The 24,738-nt window shown below is 40.9% G+C and carries 19 protein-coding genes and 1 tRNA gene; 7 read left to right on the plus strand and 13 right to left on the minus strand.

The genetic code is table 11. The features are described from left to right. Positions 1-48: 48 nt before the first annotated feature. From ACNURT_RS23790 to ACNURT_RS23805, 4 genes are all read left to right on the plus strand, one after another. On the plus strand, positions 49-669 hold the full coding sequence (locus ACNURT_RS23790) for a polysaccharide deacetylase family protein (protein ID WP_419699775.1): 621 nt from the start codon (positions 49-51) through the stop codon (positions 667-669). Between the two features lie 46 nt (positions 670-715). Beyond that, positions 716-928 (plus strand): hypothetical protein, encoded by a 213-nt coding sequence (locus ACNURT_RS23795; protein ID WP_419699776.1) that lies wholly within the window; start codon positions 716-718, stop codon positions 926-928. A 1-nt stretch (position 929) separates the two neighbouring features. Beyond that, positions 930-1,310 (plus strand): type II toxin-antitoxin system VapC family toxin, encoded by a 381-nt coding sequence (locus ACNURT_RS23800; RefSeq protein WP_419702142.1) that lies wholly within the window; start codon positions 930-932, stop codon positions 1,308-1,310. Positions 1,311-1,505: 195 nt separating this feature from the next. Continuing rightward, a complete protein-coding gene (locus tag ACNURT_RS23805) occupies positions 1,506-3,773 on the plus strand; it encodes an aconitate hydratase (RefSeq protein WP_419699777.1) in 2,268 nt (755 codons plus the stop codon). A 561-nt stretch (positions 3,774-4,334) separates the two neighbouring features. On the opposite strand, the gene ACNURT_RS23810 is transcribed toward ACNURT_RS23805, so the two are convergent. The 7 genes from ACNURT_RS23810 to ACNURT_RS23840 form a co-directional block, all read right to left on the minus strand. Continuing rightward, positions 4,335-5,111 carry a 5'-methylthioadenosine/adenosylhomocysteine nucleosidase gene (locus tag ACNURT_RS23810; RefSeq protein WP_419699778.1) on the minus strand — a complete coding sequence of 259 codons (777 nt, stop codon included), beginning with the start codon at positions 5,109-5,111 and terminating at the stop codon, positions 4,335-4,337. Positions 5,112-5,147: 36 nt separating this feature from the next. Next, complete coding sequence (locus tag ACNURT_RS23815) at positions 5,148-5,636, minus strand: cupin domain-containing protein (protein WP_419699779.1); 489 nt, start codon at positions 5,634-5,636, stop codon at positions 5,148-5,150. Positions 5,637-5,664: 28 nt separating this feature from the next. Next, positions 5,665-7,296, minus strand: coding sequence for an ABC transporter substrate-binding protein (locus tag ACNURT_RS23820; RefSeq protein ID WP_419699780.1), 1,632 nt, complete (start codon positions 7,294-7,296; stop codon positions 5,665-5,667). A gap of 399 nt (positions 7,297-7,695) precedes the next feature. Continuing rightward, positions 7,696-8,703 carry a recombinase RecA gene (gene recA, locus ACNURT_RS23825; RefSeq protein WP_370996791.1) on the minus strand — a complete coding sequence of 336 codons (1,008 nt, stop codon included), beginning with the start codon at positions 8,701-8,703 and terminating at the stop codon, positions 7,696-7,698. A 203-nt stretch (positions 8,704-8,906) separates the two neighbouring features. Beyond that, a complete protein-coding gene (nth, locus tag ACNURT_RS23830) occupies positions 8,907-9,668 on the minus strand; it encodes an endonuclease III (RefSeq protein ID WP_419699781.1) in 762 nt (253 codons plus the stop codon). Between the two features lie 205 nt (positions 9,669-9,873). Next, positions 9,874-10,068: a hypothetical protein gene (locus tag ACNURT_RS23835; protein ID WP_370996794.1), complete on the minus strand. Its 195-nt coding sequence runs from the start codon at positions 10,066-10,068 to the stop codon at positions 9,874-9,876. Between the two features lie 212 nt (positions 10,069-10,280). Further along, positions 10,281-10,865 carry an RNA polymerase sigma factor gene (locus ACNURT_RS23840; RefSeq protein ID WP_076375554.1) on the minus strand — a complete coding sequence of 195 codons (585 nt, stop codon included), beginning with the start codon at positions 10,863-10,865 and terminating at the stop codon, positions 10,281-10,283. A 531-nt stretch (positions 10,866-11,396) separates the two neighbouring features. On the opposite strand from ACNURT_RS23840, the gene uvrA reads away from it, so the two are divergent. Then, entirely contained in the window at positions 11,397-14,309 is a 2,913-nt protein-coding gene (gene uvrA, locus ACNURT_RS23845; protein WP_419699782.1) for an excinuclease ABC subunit UvrA, read from the plus strand. A 90-nt stretch (positions 14,310-14,399) separates the two neighbouring features. Here the strand turns inward: uvrA and ACNURT_RS23850 are convergent, their stop codons facing one another. The 3 genes from ACNURT_RS23850 to tsaD all read right to left on the minus strand — a co-directional run bounded on the left by ACNURT_RS23850 (position 14,400) and on the right by tsaD (position 16,143). Then, entirely contained in the window at positions 14,400-14,798 is a 399-nt protein-coding gene (locus tag ACNURT_RS23850; protein WP_419699783.1) for a contact-dependent growth inhibition system immunity protein, read from the minus strand. Between the two features lie 49 nt (positions 14,799-14,847). Then, positions 14,848-15,018: a hypothetical protein gene (locus tag ACNURT_RS23855; protein WP_419699784.1), complete on the minus strand. Its 171-nt coding sequence runs from the start codon at positions 15,016-15,018 to the stop codon at positions 14,848-14,850. Positions 15,019-15,141: 123 nt separating this feature from the next. Next, positions 15,142-16,143 carry a tRNA (adenosine(37)-N6)-threonylcarbamoyltransferase complex transferase subunit TsaD gene (tsaD, locus tag ACNURT_RS23860; protein WP_419699785.1) on the minus strand — a complete coding sequence of 334 codons (1,002 nt, stop codon included), beginning with the start codon at positions 16,141-16,143 and terminating at the stop codon, positions 15,142-15,144. 190 nt (positions 16,144-16,333) lie between these two features. Between tsaD and ACNURT_RS23865 the strand changes: the two genes are divergently transcribed. Next, on the plus strand, positions 16,334-20,767 hold the full coding sequence (locus tag ACNURT_RS23865) for a translocation/assembly module TamB domain-containing protein (protein WP_419699786.1): 4,434 nt from the start codon (positions 16,334-16,336) through the stop codon (positions 20,765-20,767). Here ACNURT_RS23865 and ACNURT_RS23870 read toward each other — a convergent pair. From ACNURT_RS23870 to ACNURT_RS23880, 3 genes are all read right to left on the minus strand, one after another. Beyond that, positions 20,761-21,966: a bifunctional 3,4-dihydroxy-2-butanone-4-phosphate synthase/GTP cyclohydrolase II gene (locus tag ACNURT_RS23870; protein ID WP_370996800.1), complete on the minus strand. Its 1,206-nt coding sequence runs from the start codon at positions 21,964-21,966 to the stop codon at positions 20,761-20,763. The two genes, ACNURT_RS23865 and ACNURT_RS23870, sit on opposite strands and share 7 nt — an antisense overlap. A gap of 161 nt (positions 21,967-22,127) precedes the next feature. Further along, positions 22,128-23,555 (minus strand): LptF/LptG family permease, encoded by a 1,428-nt coding sequence (locus ACNURT_RS23875; RefSeq protein ID WP_419699787.1) that lies wholly within the window; start codon positions 23,553-23,555, stop codon positions 22,128-22,130. A gap of 105 nt (positions 23,556-23,660) precedes the next feature. Next, positions 23,661-24,041, minus strand: coding sequence for an START-like domain-containing protein (locus ACNURT_RS23880; RefSeq protein WP_370996802.1), 381 nt, complete (start codon positions 24,039-24,041; stop codon positions 23,661-23,663). A 160-nt stretch (positions 24,042-24,201) separates the two neighbouring features. On the opposite strand from ACNURT_RS23880, the gene ACNURT_RS23885 reads away from it, so the two are divergent. Continuing rightward, positions 24,202-24,275 (plus strand) — tRNA-Met (locus tag ACNURT_RS23885). The last annotated feature ends 463 nt before the right edge of the window (positions 24,276-24,738 follow it).

The raw sequence follows: 24,738 nt of genomic DNA on the forward strand, positions 1-24,738 counted from the left end.
ATTTTTGTTTATTTTTTAAAATAAAACATATAAGGCCCGTTTTGTAATATGTATTTGATTAAAACACCCTGGCTGCTCAAAAAGCTGTACCCCCAACTTATCTGGAATAAAAGCAAAGCTGATCGTTGCATTTATCTCACTTTTGACGATGGGCCTATACCAATTGTTACAACACATATATTAAATATTTTAAAACAGTATAATGCGAAAGCCACCTTTTTCTGTATCGGGGATAATGTAGCAAAACATCCCGATATTTTCAAACAGGTAACCAACGATGGGCATGCCATTGGCAACCATACCTATAATCATCTCAAAGGCTGGAAAACGGACAACAAAACTTATCTGGATAATTTTTTACTGGCAGACAAAGCCCTTGATGCTCCTCTTTTTCGCCCTCCATACGGCAGGATCAAAAAACAACAGATCCGCGACCTGCAAGCTGCCCGCCCCGATATCAAAATTATTATGTGGGATGTACTAAGCGGCGATTTCGACATTAAGCTTAGTCCCGAAGCTTGCCTGCAAAATGTATTGAAACATACCGAAGCGGGATCGATCGTGGTATTTCACGATAGTTTGAAAGCATATGACCGGGTGAAATATGCGCTGCCCAAGGCTTTGGAAGTTTGGAGCAAGGCGGGGTATAGTTTTGGTGTATTGAGTTGAGTGGGTTGAAAATATTTTATTAACTTTACCTATTATACGCTTAAGGATGAGAACAGTAACATTAGATATACTTAAAGACGAGGCTTTCAATCTATTGAAGGATCTTGAGGCGTTAAAAATCATTCGAATTAAAAACGATACCCAATCCGCTATAATAGCATCTTCAAGTCTGGCAGATAAGTATAGTGGCGTTATGTCTAAGCAATCTAAAGAGGAAGTAGATAAGCAATTAAACAGCCTGCGTAACGAATGGGATTAAAATATCATGGGATACGAATGCGGTAATTTACTATCTTCAGAATGACTTTTCCGAAGGGGCTCAAGAATTAATGAATAACATCATTAACGAATATCAACCCGCTATATCTGTGATAACCGAAATTGAGCTTTTATGTTGGAAAACTGCATCTGAAAATGACATAGTTATTTTAAAGAATTTCGTTGCAGATAGCTTTGTCATTGAACTGGAAAATAGCATCAAAGTAAAGACTATTGAAATGCGTAAATCGTTTAATTTAAAATTGCCGGATGCTATAATAGCCGCTACTGCTATCTGTATGAACTTGATACTTATTAGTAACGATAGAGCTGGCTTTCAAAAAATACCTTCGTTAAAACTAAACAATCCGTTTGTGATATAGACATTCTTTAGTTCACAAACTGCCAACCAGTAACTGCAAACTCCCTACCCGGTTTCCTATTTAGAATAGCTCCAAATAACATTTACACAATTGACAGACAGCTTTTAGCTGTAATTTTTGTAAATTCGCCCCTCTGAGCCCAGGTACTGGGTTTGGTATCAATTCGTTTACTTTTCACCTAAAAATCAAATACAAATGGCTTTTGATTTAGATATGATCAAAAAAGTTTACGATCGCTACAGCACCCGTGTGGATGCTGCCCGTAAAGCGACCGGTAAACATCTAACCTTAACCGAGAAAATTTTATATGCCCACCTTTCTGAAGGCGATGCTCAAAAAGCATTTGGCCGCGGGGTGGATTATGTTGATTTTGCACCAGACCGTGTAGCTATGCAGGATGCTACTGCCCAAATGGCTCTTTTGCAGTTTATGCAGGCTGGCCGTCCGCAGGTTGCTGTTCCATCTACCGTACATTGCGATCACCTGATACAAGCAAAAGTTGGCGCCGTTGCCGATTTAAATACTGCTGTTGACGTAAATCGTGAGGTTTATGACTTTTTGGCCTCTGTTTCTGATAAGTATGGCATTGGTTTCTGGAAAGCGGGCGCTGGTATTATTCACCAGGTTGTTCTGGAAAACTATGCTTTCCCGGGTGGTATGATGATCGGTACCGACTCACATACGCCTAACGCCGGTGGCTTGGGTATGATTGCGATTGGTGTTGGTGGTGCCGATGCTTGTGATGTAATGGCAGGTTTACCTTGGGAGCTTAAATTCCCTAAATTGATTGGTGTTAAATTAACCGGAAAACTTTCTGGCTGGACTTCAGCAAAAGATGTTATATTAAAAGTAGCTGGTATCTTGACTGTAAAAGGTGGTACCGGCGCTATTGTTGAATATTTTGGCGAAGGTGCACGCTCACTTTCAGCTACAGGTAAGGGTACCATCTGTAATATGGGTGCCGAAATTGGCGCTACTACTTCTATCTTCGGATATGACGAAAAAGCGGCTATCTACCTGAGAGGCACTAAACGTGGCGATATTGCCGACCTTGCTGATAAAATAGCAGCACACTTAACCGGCGACGAAGAAGTTTACGCTAATCCTGAGCAATATTTTGATCAGGTTATCGAAATTAACCTGTCTGAGCTGGAGCCACATGTAAATGGTCCGTTCACTCCGGATCTGGCATGGCCTATCTCTAAATTCGCGACAGCTGTTAAAGAAAACAACTGGCCTACCAAGTTAGAAGTTGGCTTGATTGGTTCTTGTACCAACTCTTCATACGAAGATATCACCCGTTCTGCTTCTATCGCGAAACAGGCTATCGATAAACATTTAAAAACCAAAGCTGAGTTTACCATTACACCAGGATCTGAGCAGGTACGTTACACCGTTGAACGCGATGGCTACCTGAATACTTTTGATCAAATGGGTGGTGTGGTATTGGCTAACGCCTGCGGGCCATGTATTGGTCAATGGGCCCGTCATACCGACGATCCTACCCGCAAAAACTCTATCATCACTTCGTTTAACCGTAACTTCGCTAAACGCCAGGATGGTAACCCTAATACTCACGCTTTCGTGGCTTCGCCAGAAATTGTGACTGCATTTGCTATCGCCGGTGATTTAACCTTCAACCCATTAACTGACACCTTAACCAACGAAAATGGTGAGCAAGTGAAATTTGATGAGCCACAAGGTATAGAAATGCCTGTAAAAGGTTATGCAGTTGAAGATGCAGGCTACCAGGCACCAGCCGAAGACGGCAGCAAAGTATCTGTTATTGTTGATCCAAAATCATCACGCCTGCAATTGCTGGAGCCATTTAAAGCATGGGAAGGTACCGACCTGAAAGGCTTAAAACTGTTGATCAAAGCAAAAGGTAAATGTACTACCGACCATATTTCTATGGCTGGTCCTTGGTTAAAATTCCGTGGTCACCTGGATAACATATCTAACAATATGCTGATCGGCGCTATCAACTACTTTAACAATACTGCCGATAGCGTGAAGAATGAACTGACCGGCGAATATGGTCCGGTACCGGCTACCCAACGCGATTACAAAGCGAATGGCATTGGCACTGTAGTAGTAGGCGACGAAAACTATGGCGAAGGTTCATCACGTGAGCATGCGGCTATGGAGCCACGTCACCTGGGTGTACGTGCCATATTGGTAAAATCATTTGCCCGTATTCACGAAACCAACCTTAAAAAACAAGGCATGTTAGGTATCACCTTTGCGGATTCCAACGACTATGATAAAATTCAGGAAGACGACACCATCGATATTGACGGTTTAACTACTTTTGCCCCTGGCAAACAGTTAACCGTAGTATTACATCACAAAGATGGCTCTGTTGATTCGTTCCCGGTAAATCATACTTACAACGAACAGCAAATTGAATGGTTTAAAGCCGGCGGCGCGCTGAACATCATCCGCAAGCAAATGGCTTCTTAAGCTGAAGCCCGAAAGGTAAAAGCTGAAAGCTAATATAAAAAGCCTCTCCTTTTCGGGAGGGCACTGAAAAAGTGGCTATTTATCAAAAGAGGTTGTTTTCAAAATTGAAAACAACCTCTTTTTCGTTGACGTATTCGGATAGAGGTGGGAGAGTGATTTCGTACAGACGATTCTCAGCGCCTCCATTTTATCTGCAAAAGTGCCTTTTTAATTTTAAAGGACTTTTTCAGTGCCCTCCCTTTTCGGGGAGGCTTTTTTGTTAATAATAGTTTGCGATCTGTTATGGCTCGTTTGGCAGCAATTAATCATATTGCGTAAACCTTCCCAGCCTTGAATGTGGAAAACCATAAATCAGGCCCATCACTATAACAAATAGACCAAGGAGTATGAAAATCATCCAAACTATCAGATCAGCCTGACGCGCTTCCTTTGGGGTTAGTCCGGCTGTGTTCTGAGGTTTGGTTTTAGCGGTTTTTATTTTCGTTAATCGAGCCCTCATTATAATTTAAATATACCAATAATCACATTAATATAGAATGAAAGGGCAACGTGACTAAACGTTTATAAGGCGAGGCCGGAACTTAACGCAAACATATTCCGAATGATCTCATAGGCATACTTGCTGGAAACATTTTGTATGAAATCGGGAAAGTCAATGGATGAATTCTCATTGCATTCGTCAGAGATTATTCTTAAAATCACAAAGGGGATCTCATATTCATAACAAACTTGTGCTACGGCGGCGCCTTCCATCTCTACACAAAGGGTATCAGGAAGAGCAGCGTGTAACTGTTCTTTGTCGGCCTGATCGGCAAAGAATTTATCACCACTGGCTATAGTTCCTTTAAATACCCATGTATTTTGCAGTGAAAATTGTTCTATTTCATGCTCTTCAATAAATGAGTGAATATTATCGCCTATAATGGCATCTATCGCTCTTTTCGCAATAGTGATATAATTAGGATCGCTTTCAAAATAAGTTAGCCCTAACAACGGAATTTCATGCCGCGGCATTAGCGGGCGGGCATCCATATCATGCTGGATCAGCCGGTCGGCAATAACCACATCTCCTATTTTCAATTCGGTATGGATAGCACCGGCGACACCAATAAATATCAGATCGGTAACGTTAAACCTGGTGATCAGACTGGTGACTGTAGTGGCTGCAGCAACTTTGCCCCATCTTGAAAAAACCACCACCGTTTTGATATTGTGGATGGTGCCGGTATAATATGTTCTTCTGCCGAAGGAAGTCTCTTCAACGCCTGTCATCAGATGAAGGATACTGTTAATTTCCTCATGCATGGCACCCATGATGCCTATTATTTTTTCGCTCATATATGTGCGGATGTAGATGTTAATAGTTAAAAATACTTATCGACAAAGCCTGTTAAATAATTCGCTAAACTGAGGATACGTAGTGATCATATCTTCTTTAACCGCCATTTCAAATTCACTGAAATCAAACCCCGGAGCCACGGCACAACTTACCAGGCTAAAGCCTTCCTTCGATGGAATTTCGGATGCGAACCAGGCGCCACCGGGTATGATGACAGAAAGGCTTCCTGTATCTGATGCCGAAAGTTCTTGCAGGAAATAGTTTCCGGAAGCATCGATCATATGGATATAGAGCGGCGAGCCCGCATGAAAGTACCAAAGCTCATCTGATACCAATCTGTGAAAACCCGAAAAATCTTCACCTTCCAGCAAATAATAGATAGATGTACAAGCTTGTTTAATAGCTGTTTCGCCGACCCGGTTTACTTGTTGTTCCGACCGGAACATTTCTTTATAATACCCACCTTCGGGATGTGGTTGCAACGTTAATCGTTGAACCCAGTAAGCTGCATTTTGTGTATTCATATAGGTAGAAAGATGTATTATTCAAAAATCAGGGAGTCTTTTTCACTCTTTTCAACACTAACAAATTTTGCCCATTCAGGCTATACCCGCTAATATTATTCTGATACAAGTTCACCAGCTTATCATAGTATAATACTACCACCGGCGATTGTTCCATGACCAAACTATCCATTTCCTGATACAGGGCATATCGGGCTGCATCATTTTTTTCATGATAGGTTTGCTCAAACAACGCGTCAAATTTTTTATTATTAAACCCGGTATAATTGGGTCCAAAGGGGATCTTGTTTTTTGAATAAAATACCGACAGATAATTTTCACCATCCGGGTAATCGGCTATCCATTGACCGTAAAAAAAGTTAATGCCGTTTTTCGATACCAACTCACGCAGACTGGCACCCTGGGTGATCTCCACATTGGTTTTGATACCTATTCTATCCAATTGTCCCTGCACATATTCTATCAAACTACGGTAACCTACTGTAGTAGCCAATGAAATTTCAGGCAAATTTTTACCGTCTGGAAAACCGGCTTCAGCCAATAGCTGCCGCGCTTTTTCAGGGTCATAAGTATATCCTTTTACATTTTTACTAAAACCTGGCATACCTTCGGGAATAAAACCAGCATAGCCAGGCGTACCCATACTGTTGCGCAGATATTTCATCATCTTCTGCCTGTCAATGGCATAATTAATGGCCTGCCGTACTTTCAATATCTTGAGCGGCGACTTTTTAACGATAGCCAGGTTGGAATCAACCAGGATACCCAGGTACATAGTATTAAGGTATGGCGCGGTATTTAAAACAAATTTTCCTTTATACTTTTGTGTTACTTTACCCGATTTGGTCAGGATATCATCGCGGTAGCTGCCGTCGATATCGTTTAAAAAATCAAGTTTCTTTTTGATGAACTCCAGGAACGAGGTTTGTTTATCGGCAATAAAGCTGGCTTTAACCGCGTCGAGGTAAGGTAAACGATTACCTTTACTGTCCTTCTCCCAGTATTTTTCATTTTTGAGTAGAACCAGCACCTCCCCTTCTTTCCAGTATTTAAACTTAAACGGGCCTGTACCAACGGGATGACTTCTGAAATCTTTTCCATAAAACTCTACTACTTCTTTAGGTACAACAGAACAATACTGTGCCGTAAGCATACTTAAAAAAGGTGCGAAAGGTTGCTTAAGCCTGATGCTAAAAGTACTGTCGTTTAGTGCGGTAAATGAGTTTTTGTCATCTACTTTATCACTAAAGATCCAGGAACCGGATGAGGCTACCTTAGGATCAATCAATCGCCCGAAACTGTAAACAAAGTCTGATGCTACAGCCTTGCAACCAACACCGCCTGCAAAATGCGGATCATCATGAAAATACACATCATTGCGCAAATGAAAAGTATATAAAAGACCATCAGCAGATACATCCCAGCTTTTGGCTATGCATGGAATCACTTTCAAACTATCATTAATTTGTACCAGGCCATTAAAAACCTGGTTATCCATCCAAATAGTATAGTGATTACGGCAGAAAGCCGGATCAAGCGAAGTAAGGCCCTCTTCCAGGTTAATATTGAAAACAGTTTTACCAGAATCAATGGCCGTATTATTGCAGGCGATAAACTGAATGAACAGTACAGAAAATAATAGTAAGCCCCATTTATTCATGCAGAGCTAAATATATTAATTATTGAATTAGTGATTTAGTGAATTAGTGATTTATTACTTGTGGATGAAGATAATTAGCCTTCTTGTCAATGGGCACTTAATAAGTTTGTCATCCTGAGTTATAAAATCCGCTGGATTCTGAAGGTGAAAATGACATATTAGGTGTTGATGCCAGACTTACGAAGTTTTTGAAACTTCGTAAGTCTTTACACGGTTTACTAAACATGTCATGGGTAGCGCAGCGAAGGATCTATTCATCAATTTGTATGTTATATAATAGATGCTTCACTCCGTTCAGCATGACAAGAGAATTTTAGTACAAATAAAAAAGCCTTCCCAAGTGAGAAGGCTTTTCAATATTACAAATCCGAAATCGAAATTCCGAAATCCGAAATCAACTTATTCTTCAACCAAACTTTCGCCGGTAACGGTTTCTTTAATTTTGGTTTCCAGTTCTTCCTGTAGTTCGGGATTATCCAAGATCAGCTGTTTAACGGCATCACGACCTTGACCTAAACGGGTTTCGCCATAGCTGAACCATGAACCCGCTTTTTTAATGATGTTGTACTCAACGCCCAGGTCAATGATCTCACCAACTTTTGAAATACCTTCGCCAAACATAATATCAAACTCTGCTATGCGGAAGGGAGGAGCAACTTTATTTTTAACGATCTTCACTTTAACACGGTTACCTGATACCTCCTCGGTGTCTTTAATTTGTGATATACGGCGTACATCCAAACGCACCGAAGCGTAAAATTTCAGGGCATTACCACCGGTAGTAGTTTCGGGATTACCAAACATTACACCGATCTTATCGCGCAATTGGTTAATAAATATACAGCAGCACCCGGTTTTGCTGATGGTACCCGTTAATTTACGTAAAGCCTGCGACATTAAACGAGCATGCAAACCCATTTTAGAGTCGCCCATTTCGCCTTCAATCTCCGCTTTAGGTACCAACGCGGCAACAGAGTCAATAACCAAAATATCTATAGCGCCAGAGCGGATCAGGTTATCGGCAATTTCCAATGCCTGCTCACCGTTGTCTGGCTGAGAGATCAGCAGGTTCTCTACATCGACACCTAATTTTTTAGCATAGAAGCGATCGAAGGCGTGCTCCGCGTCAATAAACGCGGCAATACCACCTTTTTTCTGCGATTCGGCAATGGCATGTATAGCCAGGGTGGTTTTACCAGAGGATTCAGGTCCATATATTTCTATAACCCTTCCTTTAGGTAAACCGCCAACACCTAAAGCGATATCCAGGCCTAAAGAGCCGGTTGATATTACTTCTGTAGGTTCAATAACGGAATCACCCAATTTCATGATGGTACCTTTTCCGTATGATTTTTCCAGCTTATCTAAAGTAAGCTGTAGTGCCTTCAATTTATCTGTATTGCTCATCTTAAAATTTTCTAAAACAAATATATAAATGTTTTATTTAAAAATACTAATTTTTTTAGTAATTTATTTACTATGCTGTCATTGCGAGCGTAGCGTGGTAATCCCATACTTGCAGAGCGGCTCTGCTTATCGGGGATTGCTTCATGCCTCGCAATGACGCTTGGGTTACTTATTGATAAACTTAATCAACCTGCTAATAACAATCAAATATCTTTATCCACACTTCGCTTCTTAAGCTCTTTAGTTATCGTATTCAATGCTTTTTTCTTTTTAGCTTCTTTGGCTTTTTTAATTTTGGCTGCTTCAGCTTTTAGCAAGGCTGTTTCGGTATTATGCTGTTCATAGTATTTGCAGAACCAGGTTAATGGGCATATTTCGCATTTTGGGCTTCGCGCCAGGCAAATATACCGGCCATGCAATATGAGCCAGTGATGGGCAACACCTATATATTCTTTGGGGATATGTTTAATCAATTGTTTTTCGACCGCCAGTGGCGTGGTTGCATTATGGGTAAGACCGATACGGTTAGCCACCCTAAACACATGCGTATCAACAGCCATTGCAGGTTCTTCAAAAATTACGGATGCGATAACATTGGCCGTTTTTCGTCCTACGCCAGGCATTTTTTGCAGGTTTTCGATACCTGCCGGTATCTCACTGTTAAAAACATCTACCAGCATTTTTGCCATGCCCACTAAATGTTTGGCCTTATTATTAGGATAGCTAACGCTACGGATATAAGTAAAAACCTCCTCGGGGGTTGATGCTGCCAGATCCTCTGGTGTCGGGAAGCGCTCAAATAGCTTTGGTGTAACCTGGTTAATGCGCTTATCGGTACATTGTGCAGACAGGATCACCGCTACCAATAATTGAAAAGGATTATTGTAATGCAGCTCGGTAACGGGATTGGGTTGGTTCTTTGAAAAATATTCAACAAAATGGCGGTAACGTTCGGCCTTAAGCATTTTTAAAATTAAGAAAGTTTTCAGGGTAAAGATTATGCTTCCGCAGATAATACATATATTATAATATATATTAAACTATATTATTAGTTACAAAATCCATATAAAATAGAAAGGTTCATAAATCATGCCGGATTTCGGTTTCAGTTTTTTCAAACATCTGCCTCCATCAACAATTATGATCTATGAACCAGCAAGTTCGGAATACTTAACGCAGGCTTTTTGAGTAGTCAAGTATCTGGTGTATAGTTTGTACCTTTGGTTTTTTGTTCAAAAGGTCCAAGTCAGCGCGAATTGAGTTGTAAAATATCAACTCGTCGGCACCCAGATTTTCTTGTGCATTCTCATCCATCAGAGCCCTGTTGGCAATTCCATTTAACGTTGTTGTAAAAGTTTCATCCATAAGCTTATTTTGTTGTAAATTTTATATGATTTATAACGGCGACTTAAAGATAATATTTTACTAAATGAAAATTAAATGAAATTTTTTTTATAGGTTAATTTTTATCATATCTAAGTGAATAAGTTAAGCTATTTATCATAAAACATTGGGTTATTGATCAGCTTTGTCATTTAACTAACAAATCACCGGTCCAATAACCCAATGGTTTCTGATTAATTTTTTAAACTTAACTCTTTGCTTTGCATCATTTTGCGGAGATTATTGAGGGCATAACGCATCCGGCCTAAAGCGGTATTGATACTTACTTCGGTAATATCGGCAATTTCTTTAAAGCTCATATCGCCAAAGTGGCGCATGATCAATACCTCTTTTTGCTCTGATGGTAAAAGCTGTATCAGCGTTTTAAGGTCTTTATGCGTTTGCTCGCGTACCATCCGATCCTCGGTGCTTTCATCATAATTACCCAATACTTCAAAAATATCAAAATCGTCGCCATTGCTGATCATAGGCGCGCGCTTTTCGCGGCGGAAGTGGTCAATAACCAAATTGTGCGCAATTCGGGTTACCCAGGGTAAAAACTTACCCTCTTCGTTATACTTTCCAGCTTTCAGCGTATTGATAACTTTGATAAAGGTATCCTGAAAAATATCCTCGGCCAGATACTCGTCTTTTACAAGCAGGTAAATAGAGGTATATATTTTGGTCTGATATCGTCTGATCAACTCCACTAACCCAGCTTCATCACCGGCAATGTATAGATGGATTAGATCCTGATCACTTTTCAATTGAAAATCCATAGAAAGTACTACTTTAAACTTAATTTTTAGTTAAAAACTTACAAAGTAAAGTATATTCTATAGCGTGCTCCTTAGGGGTTAAGAAATTGTTACTTCAAATAAAACAAATTCCCAGCTAAAAAACAAATTATATTTTTTACTTACTTCTGTTAATCAGGTTCATTTGGCTTATGAACAGCTTCTTTATTCATAATTCTGACACCTGTCCAGGGGTTTGACAGGAATGGCTGGCGATGGTTTAATCCCCCATCTTAAAAAGTTTGTCAACTGTCGCCATTCCAGGCTATTAAATATTTAAAAGTCAGCAAACTGTAAACTCAGAAATTTATTTAGAGTAAATCCCGAAACAAAGTAAAACCCATTTGGATTCTGCTAAATATTTTAGGATTTTTGCATTCCGGTGAAAGAGGTTCGGGGTATGAGGCTCGAGGTTCCGGGATCATGCCTGTTTTTATAAAGAGTTCTTTGATAAAAGCATATCACGAACCAGGTTACCCGAACCACGAACAAGCTAATGAACTAATTCAAAGAATGACTAAAGAAGCAGAAAAAGATCCGCAGAAACATATCATTATTAAAGGAGCTCGTGTGCACAACCTTAAAAATATGGATGTGGCTATTCCCAAAAACAAACTGGTTGTAGTTACGGGCATGTCAGGTTCGGGTAAGTCATCACTTGCTTTTGATACTTTATATGCCGAAGGTCAGCGCAGGTATGTAGAAAGTCTTTCTTCCTACGCGCGCCAGTTTTTGGGCCGAATGAACAAACCCGATGTTGATTATATTAAAGGTATAGCCCCTGCTATAGCTATTGAACAAAAGGTGATCACCTCCAATCCGCGTTCAACGGTGGGTACATCGACCGAGATATATGATTATTTAAAACTGCTGTTCTCGCGCATTGGCAAAACTATTTCCCCGGTATCCGGTCAGATCGTCAAGAAGGATTCTGTTACCGATGTGGTAAACTTTATATTATCCTTACCCAACGAGAGCCAGGTAACCGTTTTAGCGCCACTATATCCGCATAATAACCGCAGCCTAAAAGAAGAGCTGGCCGTTTTAATGCAAAAAGGTTTTGTACGGGTGGAGTATCTGAACAAGCTATCAAAAATTGAAGCTTTACTGGAGGATGAATCCATTGATAATACTTCATTAGTAGCTGAAGTTCATGGCGAGAAGAAAGCTAAAGGCAAAAAGCTTAAAGCCGAAAGCGATGAACCGGTAACTACTGAAGAGGAAACGCCAACTCATTACCCCGGCGTTAGAATAGTGATCGATCGTATATCAAAAAATGAAGAAGATGAAACCATAAGCCGCCTGGGCGATTCGGTACAGACCGCTTTCTTTGAGGGCAAGGGTGATTGCTATGTACGCTACCAGGAACCTGATGCCGATGGCGAACAGGAACGCTTTTTCTGCGACCGCTTTGAACTCGATGGCATTAAATTCGAAGAGCCTACACCTAATTTTTTCAGCTTTAACAATCCTTATGGCGCCTGCAAAAAATGTGAGGGCTATGGTAAAGTAATTGGTATTGACGAAGACTTGGTGATCCCTGATAAAAGTAAAAGTATTTATGAAGGCGCTATTGCCCCATGGCGCGGCGAAAAGATGCGCGAGTGGAACGACATGCTGATCAAACACGCTTTGCAGTTTGATTTCCCTATACACCGTCAGTACAATCAGCTAACCGAAAAACAACAACGCCTGTTATGGACAGGTAATAAATATTTTCGTGGCCTTGATGAGTTTTTCCAGGAAATGGAGGCGCAGACCTATAAAATCCAATACCGGGTAATGCTGTCGCGCTATCGCGGCAAAACTACCTGCCCGGAATGTAAGGGCAGCCGCCTGCGAAAAGATGCCTCATATGTAAAGATCAGCGAGCGTTCAATCACCGATGTGGTATTGATGCCTTTGGATAAAGCCCTTGAATTTTTCAAAGGTTTACAGTTAAATGAAACGGATGCCAAGGTAGGTAAGCGCCTGCTGATGGAGATCACCAACCGCCTATCGTTTTTAAATGATGTTGGCCTGAGCTACCTGACACTCAACCGCTTGTCCAATACCCTATCCGGCGGTGAGTCACAGCGTATTAACCTGGCCACCTCGTTAGGCAGTAGTCTGGTAGGTTCGGTATATGTATTGGATGAGCCGAGTATCGGGCTGCACCCCCGTGATACCCAACGTCTCATCAGCGTATTAAAATCATTGCGCGATGTGGGCAATACCGTATTGGTGGTAGAGCATGAGGAGGAGATCATGGAAGCCGCAGACCATATCATTGACATTGGCCCCGAAGCCGGAACCCATGGGGGTGAACTGATCTTCACGGGAACTTATAAAGAGATATTAAAGGATGAACACAGCTTAACAGGTAAATACTTGAGCGGCCGTGAATCTATCACCATACCAGCACATCGCCGTAAGTGGAATGATTACATCGAGATCAAAGGCGCGCGTGAGAATAACCTGCAGCATGTTACGGCTAAATTTCCATTAGGCGTTCTTACTGTAGTGACTGGTGTATCCGGCTCGGGTAAAACCAGCCTGGTAAAACGCATCCTGGCACCAGCACTGCAAAAAGCATTGGGCAATTACTCGGGTGAGCAAACCGGCTCATATGATGGTATTGATGGCGACTATGCCAAAATAGAACAGGTAGAATTGGTGGATCAAAACCCTATAGGCCGTTCATCACGCTCAAATCCGGTTACTTATGTAAAAGCATGGGATGAGATCCGTAACCTGTATGCTTCACAACCGGCAGCTAAGGCCGCGGGATTAAAACCCTCGGCATTCTCCTTTAACGTTGAAGGTGGCCGCTGCGATGTTTGCCAGGGCGAAGGCGAAGTGAAGATAGAGATGCAGTTTATGGCCGACATTTTCCTGACCTGCGAAACCTGCGGAGGCAACCGTTTTAAACAGCACATACTGGATATCACCTACAATGAAAAAAATGTAGCCGAAGTGCTGCACATGACCATTGATGAGGCCTTGGTATTTTTTGCCAAAGAGCCAAAGATCATTGCCAAAATAAAACCTTTGGTTGATGTAGGTTTGGGCTATGTACAGTTGGGCCAATCGTCAAATACGCTATCCGGAGGTGAGGCCCAGCGCATTAAGCTGGCATCGTTCCTGGTAAAGGGTAACAATACTAATAAAACACTATTTATTTTTGATGAGCCTACTACAGGCTTGCATTTTGCCGATATTAAAAAGCTGCTCAAATCATTTGACGCGCTGCTTGATCATGGCAATACCATTATTGTAATAGAGCACAATATGGATGTGATTAAATGCGCCGACTGGATTATTGACATTGGTCCCGAAGGTGGCGACCGCGGCGGAAAGGTTGTGTTTGAAGGTATCCCCGAAGATCTGATCAAAGAGAAGAAATCACACACCGGCCATTATTTGAAAGAACGGTTTGGGAAGTAATTGCTCTTAATCATATAAAAGAGCCCGTCTCATAATTACTTATGGGACGGGCTTAAGTCTTTTTTGTTCTATCCTGATTAGAATCTCAATTTAGTTATAGAATTTTTCTACAGAGATCTTTAGCTTATCGATCTCATATTTTCTATTCACGATGAGGTTATCTACTTGCGTCCACAGATCAGGGTTTTGCTTCCAAAAAATGCGATTAATCTTTAACACGTTGGCCAACAAATCACCTTCATACAGGTCACCTTCAGCGAATAAATCATCAGTAAGCTTTTCAATGGCAAGAGGTACCAGATAAGACAAACCCAGCTCCTGCCCTATCATAAGTCTCAAATCTTCAATTGAATATTCATTGAGCGGTATTTTTACCAATTCCGTACAACGGGTAGCCAGTCTTGTTGGCGCTTCACCCGGATTATCCACACGGGTTTTCTCCAGATTAAAAAGCGATTTATACTTCCAGTTATTTTCGGGCTTTATCACAATCCAATCTCTTAATCCCTAAAGGTCCAGGAATCCAAAAATCAACTACTTACTGCCCACCCGTTTTCAGGTACATATAAACTATGCCGCCTACCACAATAATTGCCAATACAATAAGTCCGGTAACACCTTTCTTCTTGTCCTGACGCATCAGCCATACTAAAAAAGCAACCAGCGGCAACACAAAAACCGCCCAGAAAATCAGTGAAGGAATATTCATGTTTTTTAATTATTGAATTAGTGATTTAATGAATTAGTGATTATGGCCAATTAATGAGTTATTGAATTAATACAATATAAAATCTTTTAAATTCACTAAATCATTAATTCAGTAAATCACTAATTAAAAAGGCATCCTTGCCAGTGGAGCAATTTCCTGGCTGGCAAATTCACCTTTTAAATATTTATAGTAACCGGCAATAGCTATCATAGCCGCGTTATCGGTACAATACTCCATTTTGGGTATAAAACTCTCCCAGCCATTTTTAGTACAAAGTTCCTGTAAGCTTAAACGCAAGCCAGTATTGGCCGATACGCCACCAGCTAAAGCGATCTGTTTTATACCATATTCCCGTGCTGCTTTCTGCAGTTTGTTAAGCAGTATAGTAGCTATACGTTTTTCAACCGAGGCACAGATATCAGGCAGGTTCTGATTGATGAAATCCGGGTTCTTAGCTACATTATCCCTGATGAAGTACAAGATAGATGTTTTCAATCCGCTAAAGCTAAAATCCAGACCGGGGATCTGCGGTTCCGGAAATTTGTAAGCATCCGGGTTACCCTGGCGTGCGTATTTATCAATCAGCGGGCCTCCCGGATAAGGCAAACCTAATATCTTGCTGGTTTTATCCATCGCCTCGCCTGCGGCATCATCAAGCGTTTGGCCAATTACCTGCATATCAAAATAATCTCTAACCAAAACTATCTGCGTATGCCCACCTGATACGGTAAGACACAAGAACGGAAATGAAGGCTTATGATCACCAATAAAATGGGCCAGAATATGCGCCTGCATATGATTTATATCAATAAGCGGCAGGCTTTTGGCCAGTGCAAATGCCTTGGCAAATGATACACCTACTAAAAGTGAACCTAAAAGTCCAGGTCCGCGCGTAAAAGCTACTGCATCAATATCATTTTTGCTTACTTTTGCGTTCAATAATGCTTGTTGTACAGCGGGAACAATATTTTGCTGATGAACCCTTGAGGCAAGCTCAGGGACAACGCCTCCGTATGCTTCGTGAATGGTTTGATTGGCAATTACATTGCTCAATATCTCCCCATCAACACAAACAGATGCAGAGGTTTCATCACATGAAGATTCAATTCCTAAAATTACAGACACGTTATTAATTATTGAATTGTTGAGTTAATGAATTAGTGATTTATTAAAATTCAGCAAACTATCACCCTGTTTAATTGTAGCATGGTTTTAGTTATTCAATAAATCAATAATTCAGTAAATCAATCATTAAAAAGGCAAAGTTATTAAAAAAGTACTCAATATAGCGTTAGGGATAGTGTTGTTCATTTTATTGACACTAAGCATACTTTTACTGGCGCTTCAATATAAACCTGTACAAACCTGGGCCGCTAAAAAAGCCGCGGGCTATCTTTCTGACGAGCTGCATACCACAGTTAGTATAAAAAGTCTGTACATCAGGCCTTTTACTTCGGTAGTATTGGAGGGATTGTATGTGCTCGATAAAAAACGCGATACCTTGCTGAATACTCCAAAGCTGGCTGTTGATATTAAAGGTTTTTCGCTTTTATTTAGTATTAAACAACGCACCATTATTTTTGAGTCCATTGAGCTGGATAATGGCTCATTCTATCTCAAAAAGCAAAAAGACAGCACTACCAACCTGAAATTTATACTTGATTATTTTAGTTCTGGTGACACCGCCAAAAAAACTGCCAGCAAACCATGGACGCTTAATTTTGATAAAATAGCCATCAATAACTTTCATTTCCGGTACAAGAACCAACTGATTGACACCATAGAGAACAAAGTTAATTTTGATGATATCGACGTAAGTCATTTTAGCACGGTGGTAACCGGCATGGATATCAAAAATCATCTGTTTAAGGGCAATATCCAGCATCTTACACTACAGGAAAAAAGTGGCTTCTATGTAAAGAATTTTACAGCCCATACTACCATTGATACCAACCAGGTTTTACTGCAACACCTTACTCTGCAAACCAAACACTCGGATCTGAAAGATTATTTCCGGATGAGGTTTAAATCATTTGACGATTTTGACGATTTCGAGAACCGGGTGAACATGGATGCCGACTTTAAATCATCACGCATCTCCTCAACAGACATTGCCTACTTTACCAGCGGCATGGGTAAAACCACATTTGATCTGGGTATTGAAGGCAGAGTTAAAGGACTGGTAAATAACCTGAAAGCCAAGAACGTAACCATTAGCGGAGGGCAGGCTACCTTTATAAAAGGTGATTTTAATTTACGCGGCTTGCCCGATTGGGATAATACTTTCCTTGATCTGAAGTTTGAGCAGGTTGCTTCTAATAAAAAAGACCTGGACTACCTGCTTAGCCATTTTTCGGGCAATGCTACCATGCAGGCGCCGGCCATCATTGGTAAATTTGGTAATATCAATTTTACCGGCAGATTTAATGGTTTGCAGAATGATTTTGTTGCTTATGGTATTTTTAAAACCGGGCTGGGCAGGTTTGATACCGACATTAATCTTAAAATAGACAAAAAAAATATACCCAGCTACAGCGGCAAACTGGATGCTTTCAATTTTGATCTTGGAACCCTGCTTGATGAAAAATCCCTCGGTCGTACTACCTTTAATGCCGACATACAAGGCAGCGGTGATGAGCTTAAAAGTCTACGCGAAAAGGTTGACGCCCGAATTGTTAACATCAACTATAACAACTATACATATAACAACCTCACCGTAAATGGCTCATTCATTAAAAAGCTGGCCAATGGGCATATCACCATCAATGATAAAAATGTTAAGCTCGACCTGAAGGGTAGTGTCAATTTAAATCCGGCTCTCCCCTCATATGATCTGGTGGCGAGCATTAAAGACGCCAACCTGAACAAGCTTAAACTCAGTACAGATACCATCAGTATAAGTACCCAGTTAAAGACAAAATTTTCGGGTAACAGTCTGGCTAACATCGCGGGTAATATTTTACTTTCACCCGCCAGAATTGTTGACCCGCGTAATAATTATGTGGTTGACTCTTTGTACCTATCCTCAACCGGGACAGGAAACAACAGGGAAATAGATCTGCGATCTGACTTTGCCGACGGTAGTATCAAGGGTACTTTTGACCTGGCAACTTTACCTTCGTATTTTAAAACCATTGCCAAAAAATATATCCCCTCATTAAAAACAACTATTGTTACGCCCAAGCCGGAGCAGTTTGCGTTTAATCTTACACTTAAAAATACGGATCCCCTTACAGCTATATTTGTGCCCGACCTGAAAATACCTGATCATGGTACTTTAATAGGCCAGTTTGATTCGGAAAAGAAAACAGCTATCCTATCCGGCTATATTAAAACATTTAAATATGGGAAAATTGTATTTCACGATTTCATTATTGATGAAAACACATCGGAAGATATGCTGGGCCTCAATTTATCCTTACGAAAAGTTGACTTGACTGACAGCCTGTTTATTAAAGACATTAACATTACCAACTTCCTGAAAAACGATAGCCTTAACTTTAACGTTAAACTGTCGGATAAAAACGCGGTAAATCAGCTCGACCTTTACGGTTTGGTTGAATTTGGGCGCGACACAACCGCCAAATTAAAGCTGTTGCCTTCTGATGTTATCCTGGAGAAACAAAAATGGCACATCCAGGAGCAAGTACGTATCAGGTTGTTGGATGGCAAAACCCAGGTATCAGGCTTTGAGCTATCTAACGGTCCTCAAAAGGTGCGTATTAATGGCTTTATATCCGATAACCCCGCTGATGAGCTGAAACTCTCGTTCGAAAAATTTAATATGCGAACGCTTAATCAGCTGACCAGAACATCGGGAATATATCTGAGGGGCTATCTGAACGGTGATGTTAATTTTACATCTATTATCAAATCACCAGGAATTGACGCGCATCTGAATATTGATTCGCTAACCATGAACAGAACCTTGATTGGTGATCTGAAGCTGGTATCGAACCTGGGTAACGACCGTAAACAGGCCGACATGAAGCTGAATATCCTGAACCGCGGGCTCGAGACCATGAACATTGGCGGCACTTATTATTTTGGCCATGAAACTGATGATAACCTGGACTTTGATATAAAGATGAACCAAACCGAAGCCATCATCTTTACCCCTTTTATTAAAGACCTGGTTTCGAACGTAAAAGGGCACATTTCAACCGATCTGAAACTTTCGGGAAAACCATCAAATCCGCAGCTGAATGGTACGTTAACACTTGAAAATACCGGCGTTACAGTTAATTACCTTAAAACTGCCTATACCGTTAATAACAAATTAAGCGTGAATAACAGCGTCATCAATTTGAATAATATGGTATTGAAGGATATACGCGGAGGTACAGGCACAGCTAACGGTACGGTCGACTTGAATAACTTGTCGAATCCTGATATCGAAGTATCTGTTTTAGCCCGTAACCTGATGGCCTTAAATACTACATTTAAGGATAATCACCTTTATTATGGTATCGCTTATGGCAGTGGTACATTTAGTTTTAAAGGCCCTGTTGATAACATGAAGATCGATATCAAAGCTAATACCGAGGCCGGTACGGTTTTCAATATCCCGCTCAACACTTCATCAACGGCCAGCGATTATGATTTTATCAGGTTTGTGGGTCATAAGGATATTGTTAAAGCGGTGGATAAAACCCGTGCGTTTAATGGTGTTACATTAAATTTTGATTTAAGCGCTGATGAAAAAACTGTAGTTAAAATAACCACCGATTATGGTTTGCTCGAGGGCAGCGGTGTTGCCCATAACTTAAAATTGAATATTAACAGCTTGGGCGATTTTGAAATGTATGGCGACTTCCTGATATCCACAGGTAAGTTTGAGTTTACCGCCAAAAACTTCATCAGCAAAAACTTTACGGTAAACCAGGGTGGTACCATCAGGTGGACGGGTAATCCTTCAAACGCCGAAATAAACCTGAAAGCGCTTTATGAAGTACGTACCAGCAAAGCTCCGCTTTATGCAGCGGCTGGCTTACAAACGCCAACTTCATCGCAGCAAACACTGGTACAGGCAGAGTTGATACTAACCAAGTCATTGCTACAACCTAACATTGATTTCGACTTTAGTTTCCCTACCGATCCTTCAGTAAAAGACGATTTGGCTACGTACCTGGCTGATAATAATAACCGTAGCCAACAGGCTATTAACATTATTGTACGTCGTAGTTTCACATCAAACAATAATAACAACAATTTAATTGCAGGCACTGCCGGCCAAATGATAAGTGAATTTGCCTTTAACAAGCTCAACAGCCTGATATCACAATCGCACATCAAAAACTTTGATTTTGATTTGAACATCCGTTCGCTCAGTGAGGCCAATGCATCGGTAAGATTTTTTAACAGCAGACTATCATTTAACGGGAGCTTGTATAACAATAGCGGTTCCAACGATTTGTTCAACAATACCACCAGTAGTTTGTTTAACGGTAATTTAACTAAAGACTTTGAAGCGCTGTACCAGATCAGGAAAGACGGAAACCTTACAGCAAGGTATTCCTACAGGTTATTAAACAATACCACCCTTAATCCATTAAACAACCTTGATTTTCAATATGTAAATGGATTTGGTTTAGTATACTCCCGCGATTTTGATACCTTCGGTGAGTTCATCAGAAACATATTCAGGCGCAGCAGGCGCGACCGGGCTCCGGTAACGCCAACACCTGCACCACCTGCCACAACAGGTGGTGGCACACCAACAACCAAACCCGACGACGACGATCAGTGATCACGCATAATAGCATGATCCATCTTGTCTCTTTTAGTTCGCAAATAGGATTCGTTATGTGGGTTTGATGCTATCTCGATAGGTACATTTTCAACAACCTCCAAACCGTAACCTATCAGGCCTGCACGCTTCTTAGGATTATTGGTCATCAAACGCATTTTGGAGATACCCAGGCTACGCAATATCTGCGCACCGATACCATAATCGCGCTGATCCATTTTAAAGCCTAACTTAATATTAGCTTCCACAGTATCCAAACCATTTTCTTGCAGGTGGTAAGCTTTTAGTTTATTGATCAAACCAATACCCCGTCCCTCCTGATTCATGTATACCACAACTCCCTTACCCTCGTTACTGATCATCTCCATAGCCTTATGCAACTGTGGGCCGCAATCACAACGGCAGGAGCCAAAAATATCGCCGGTAACACATGAGCTGTGCACACGTACTAAAACTGGCTCATCGGGCTCCCAGGTGCCTTTAATAAGGGCCAGATGATTTTCGCCGGTATCCAATTGGGTATAGCCTATCATCTCAAAATCGCCCCATTCGGTTGGCATTTTTACCGATACTTCTTTTCGTACCAGGGTTTCGGCATTTAGGCGGTAAGCTATCAGGTCTTTTATAGATACGATCTTCAGATCGAACTCTTTTGCCATTATCAACAGATCGGGCAAACGGGCCATATCGCCATCTTCTTTCATGATTTCGCATATAACACCTGCAGGTTCAAACCCAGCCAAAACGGCCAGATCAATAGCGGCTTCGGTATGTCCGGTTCTGCGCAATACACCACCATCTTTGGCAATCAGCGGAAATATATGCCCGGGTCTGCCCAGATCTTCTGGTTTGGTAGCCGGATCAATTAATGCCATAGAGGTTTTTGACCTGTCTGATGCCGATATGCCTGTGGTACAACCGTGACCCAACAGATCAACAGAAACTGTAAAGTTTGTTTCATGCGAGGTAGTGTTATGGCTCACCATAGGTTCCAGCTCCAACTCGCGGGCACGTTGCTGCGTAATAGGCGCGCATACCAGGCCCCGGCCATGGCGCACCATAAAATTGATGGCCTCTGGTGTGGCATTACGTGCCGCGGTTAAAAAATCACCTTCATTTTCCCGGTCTTCATCATCAACAACAATGATCATTTTTCCGGCTTTTATATCTTCAATTGCTTCTTGTATCGTATTTAGCATTATATGAGTATTTGACTGGGCTTAAATAAAGATAAGCCACAAAACATTTTAAAAGTTAAACAAATTTATGATATATAAAAATGTTTCTGGTCGGTACTGTGTAAAATCCCTTTCGGTAACAAGGGAGCAGGCTTACTATAAATGATTACGGAGAATGAGGGCTAATTAGTTGCCTTGCGTTTAATTAATTTGTTAAAAAACCTTTTGTACAGCTCCACATCAAATATCGCAGAGTCTGTAGCGGCTTTGTATGACAGGAATAGTCCTATTGGAGTAAGGATGATAATAGCCACCCACATACCAAAAACAACGGATATACTACCCGCCCTTGCAGATTTTTCGCCTATGGTAGAAATAATATAGTATATCAGGAAAAAAATAACAGAGATCACCACCGGTAAACCCAATCCTCCCTTACGGATAATGGCCCCCAGCGGAGCGCCAATGAGGAATAATGCCAGGCAAGCCGCTGAAAGCGTGAACTTCTTTTGAACCTCTGATGCATATCGCCGTATATTAAGTGTATCGTCGTTATAGCGGTCGGTCCGGTTTTTTAATATATCTTTTACCGAACGGATCTCTGAGGCAGCGCTTGAAAGGGCCACTACCTGGTCGCTCAGTTTCATACTTTTCAGCACCCCTGCTTTATCGGCCTGTATATATTTAGCCGCAGGTTTTGCCGGCATGTTAAAAAACTTCAGGTAGGGCGTAATAAGCTTATAATTCTGTACAATACTGCCATCAACCTGGTGTTGTACAGAATCGACATAAGATCTTAACTGCTTCAGGTTCATCATCTGTGATGCCGTCCTAAATTCATTTTCATTGGTACGGTTCATTTTAAGACCATCCAGGCTAAACTTCTGTTCGGTTTCCTTAAAGCGGAACCGAGAAAGGCGCTGTCTGAAATTATAAGTAGCATTATCAGGTGCTGATTCTTCATATCGCACGCCGTCTTTTAATTTCAGTACCAGGTATTTATCGCCCATAGTCCGGAACATGGTCCCTTCACGGGCTATAGTAACCGTATTATTGCCATTATTATCGGGGCTTTTTTGGTATATCATAATACCATATAGCCTTTGCCCATCGGGATCTTTACTTTTTACACGGATGGTGTAACCGGTAAAACTATTGCTGAAAACCATTTGAGGTAACAAATCGGCCGATTTTTGCTTACGGGCATCATATAACAATGAAAAATATTTAAGGTTAGCCACCGGCAGCATATAATCTGAAAAGAAGAAGGCAGAGATACTCAGGATAGTTACCACCACTATCATAGGATACATGGCCCTGCGCAGTGATATACCGGCTGCCTTAATGGCCACCAGTTCGTAATTTTCGCCAAGGGAGCCATAAGTCATGATGGTTGATAGCAACACCGATAAAGGCAGCGCCATAGCCACGTTGGTGGCTGAGTTATACAACATCAGTTCAAGAATGGTGTACCAGGCAAAACCTTTACCTATCAGGTCGTCGATGTATTTAAACAAAAACAGCATCAACAGTACAAACATTACGATGAAAAGCGTACTTACAAACGGTCTTATAAACGATTTTAGGAGTAAAAGATGTATCTTTTTCATTAACGCAATTTGTACAACAGGATATAACGCAGCAGCTTGTGCGTTAATTTTCATTAACGCACAAATAGCGTTTCACGATACAAAATTAGCTAAAATTAAGTTTCTTTAAGCACCCAATACACTGATGAGGTATTCGATCTGGTTATCCCAGATCAATTTACGTTCGGCAATAGCATCTTCTGTTGCGAAATCGGTAATACTGAGGGCAACATCATTGGTTAGCTCATCCTGCAGAATTTCCATTTCAAAATAAAATTGCGCATCGTCATCTACCCATTTAAATCTAACCAGCTTATTTTCTTTTACAGTAAGCAATTTTGCTTTTTGGGCGTCACCATCCCAGGTAAAGGTATAAACCTGGTCCTTGATGTTCACATCATCGGCAAACCATTGCGCTAATCCATTGGGCTCACTCAGAAAGGAAAACAGTATACGTGGAGACGATTTTATCTCATATTCAATGGTAAATTTCTTTTTTTCGGACATTTGGGTTTATACTTGTGAGCTCTAAAAGCTGTAAATGTTAACATTTTTTCTAAAGAAAACGAATTTCTGCTATATTTGCAAACCTTTTTAAGGAAGCCCACTGATTTATTAAGGGCCACTCTTTTATCAAACCATTATAAAAGAGCGAGATACACAAAAAGGCGGGGTAGCTCAGATGGTTAGAGCGTAGGATTCATAACCCTAAGGTCGGCAGTTCGATCCTGCTCCCCGCTACTGATAACGAGGCAGTTACATGAAAAATGTGACTGCCTCCGTTGTTTTTGATCATACGATGTTAATACATTTAATTAACGATGACTATCATCCATATGATAGTATATAAATAAGAGTTCCTTGATTGGATAGTTAAAATTGTACTTATTTCAGGCTTATAACCCTAAGGTCAGCAGTTCGATCCTGCTCGCGAATCGAACAAGCTTAAAAAATCAAGTTTTGCCCGATTCTTTTCAGCTAACTTACTGTTAATTACGTAGATTAGATTGGCGGCTTCGTTCTTCGAGCGGTTCAATAGGCTTCTCCATCAAACACAACTTTTCGGGATACATCGAACCAATAATTCTCCGCTTAACTATAGCATAACCCTCATTATAAGTCATTTAAAGAATTGAAAGGTTCGTTAAAGCCTTATCTAAGCAATCGTCTAAATTGAACGATGTTTTCCCAATAACAAAAAAAG

This window comes from Mucilaginibacter sp. NFX135, assembly GCF_048565145.1.
Lineage (GTDB): Bacteria > Bacteroidota > Bacteroidia > Sphingobacteriales > Sphingobacteriaceae > Mucilaginibacter.

What these genes read in the sequence shown, in the direction of transcription:
- ACNURT_RS23820 (WP_419699780.1), bottom strand. Translation starts at nt 7,296, where the DNA reads ATGAATAAATGGGGCTTACTATTATTTTCTGTACTGTTCATTCAGTTT.
- ACNURT_RS23815 (WP_419699779.1), bottom strand. Translation starts at nt 5,636, where the DNA reads ATGAATACACAAAATGCAGCTTACTGGGTTCAACGATTAACGTTGCAA.
- ACNURT_RS23805 (WP_419699777.1), top strand. Translation starts at nt 1,506, where the DNA reads ATGGCTTTTGATTTAGATATGATCAAAAAAGTTTACGATCGCTACAGC.
- ACNURT_RS23855 (WP_419699784.1), bottom strand. Translation starts at nt 15,018, where the DNA reads ATGAATATTCCTTCACTGATTTTCTGGGCGGTTTTTGTGTTGCCGCTG.
- uvrA (WP_419699782.1), top strand. Translation starts at nt 11,397, where the DNA reads ATGACTAAAGAAGCAGAAAAAGATCCGCAGAAACATATCATTATTAAA.
- ACNURT_RS23840 (WP_076375554.1), bottom strand. Translation starts at nt 10,865, where the DNA reads ATGGATTTTCAATTGAAAAGTGATCAGGATCTAATCCATCTATACATT.
- ACNURT_RS23875 (WP_419699787.1), bottom strand. Translation starts at nt 23,555, where the DNA reads ATGAAAAAGATACATCTTTTACTCCTAAAATCGTTTATAAGACCGTTT.
- ACNURT_RS23880 (WP_370996802.1), bottom strand. Translation starts at nt 24,041, where the DNA reads ATGTCCGAAAAAAAGAAATTTACCATTGAATATGAGATAAAATCGTCT.
- ACNURT_RS23790 (WP_419699775.1), top strand. Translation starts at nt 49, where the DNA reads ATGTATTTGATTAAAACACCCTGGCTGCTCAAAAAGCTGTACCCCCAA.
- ACNURT_RS23795 (WP_419699776.1), top strand. Translation starts at nt 716, where the DNA reads ATGAGAACAGTAACATTAGATATACTTAAAGACGAGGCTTTCAATCTA.
- ACNURT_RS23810 (WP_419699778.1), bottom strand. Translation starts at nt 5,111, where the DNA reads ATGAGCGAAAAAATAATAGGCATCATGGGTGCCATGCATGAGGAAATT.
- ACNURT_RS23870 (WP_370996800.1), bottom strand. Translation starts at nt 21,966, where the DNA reads ATGCTAAATACGATACAAGAAGCAATTGAAGATATAAAAGCCGGAAAA.
- ACNURT_RS23835 (WP_370996794.1), bottom strand. Translation starts at nt 10,068, where the DNA reads ATGGATGAAACTTTTACAACAACGTTAAATGGAATTGCCAACAGGGCT.
- nth (WP_419699781.1), bottom strand. Translation starts at nt 9,668, where the DNA reads ATGCTTAAGGCCGAACGTTACCGCCATTTTGTTGAATATTTTTCAAAG.
- recA (WP_370996791.1), bottom strand. Translation starts at nt 8,703, where the DNA reads ATGAGCAATACAGATAAATTGAAGGCACTACAGCTTACTTTAGATAAG.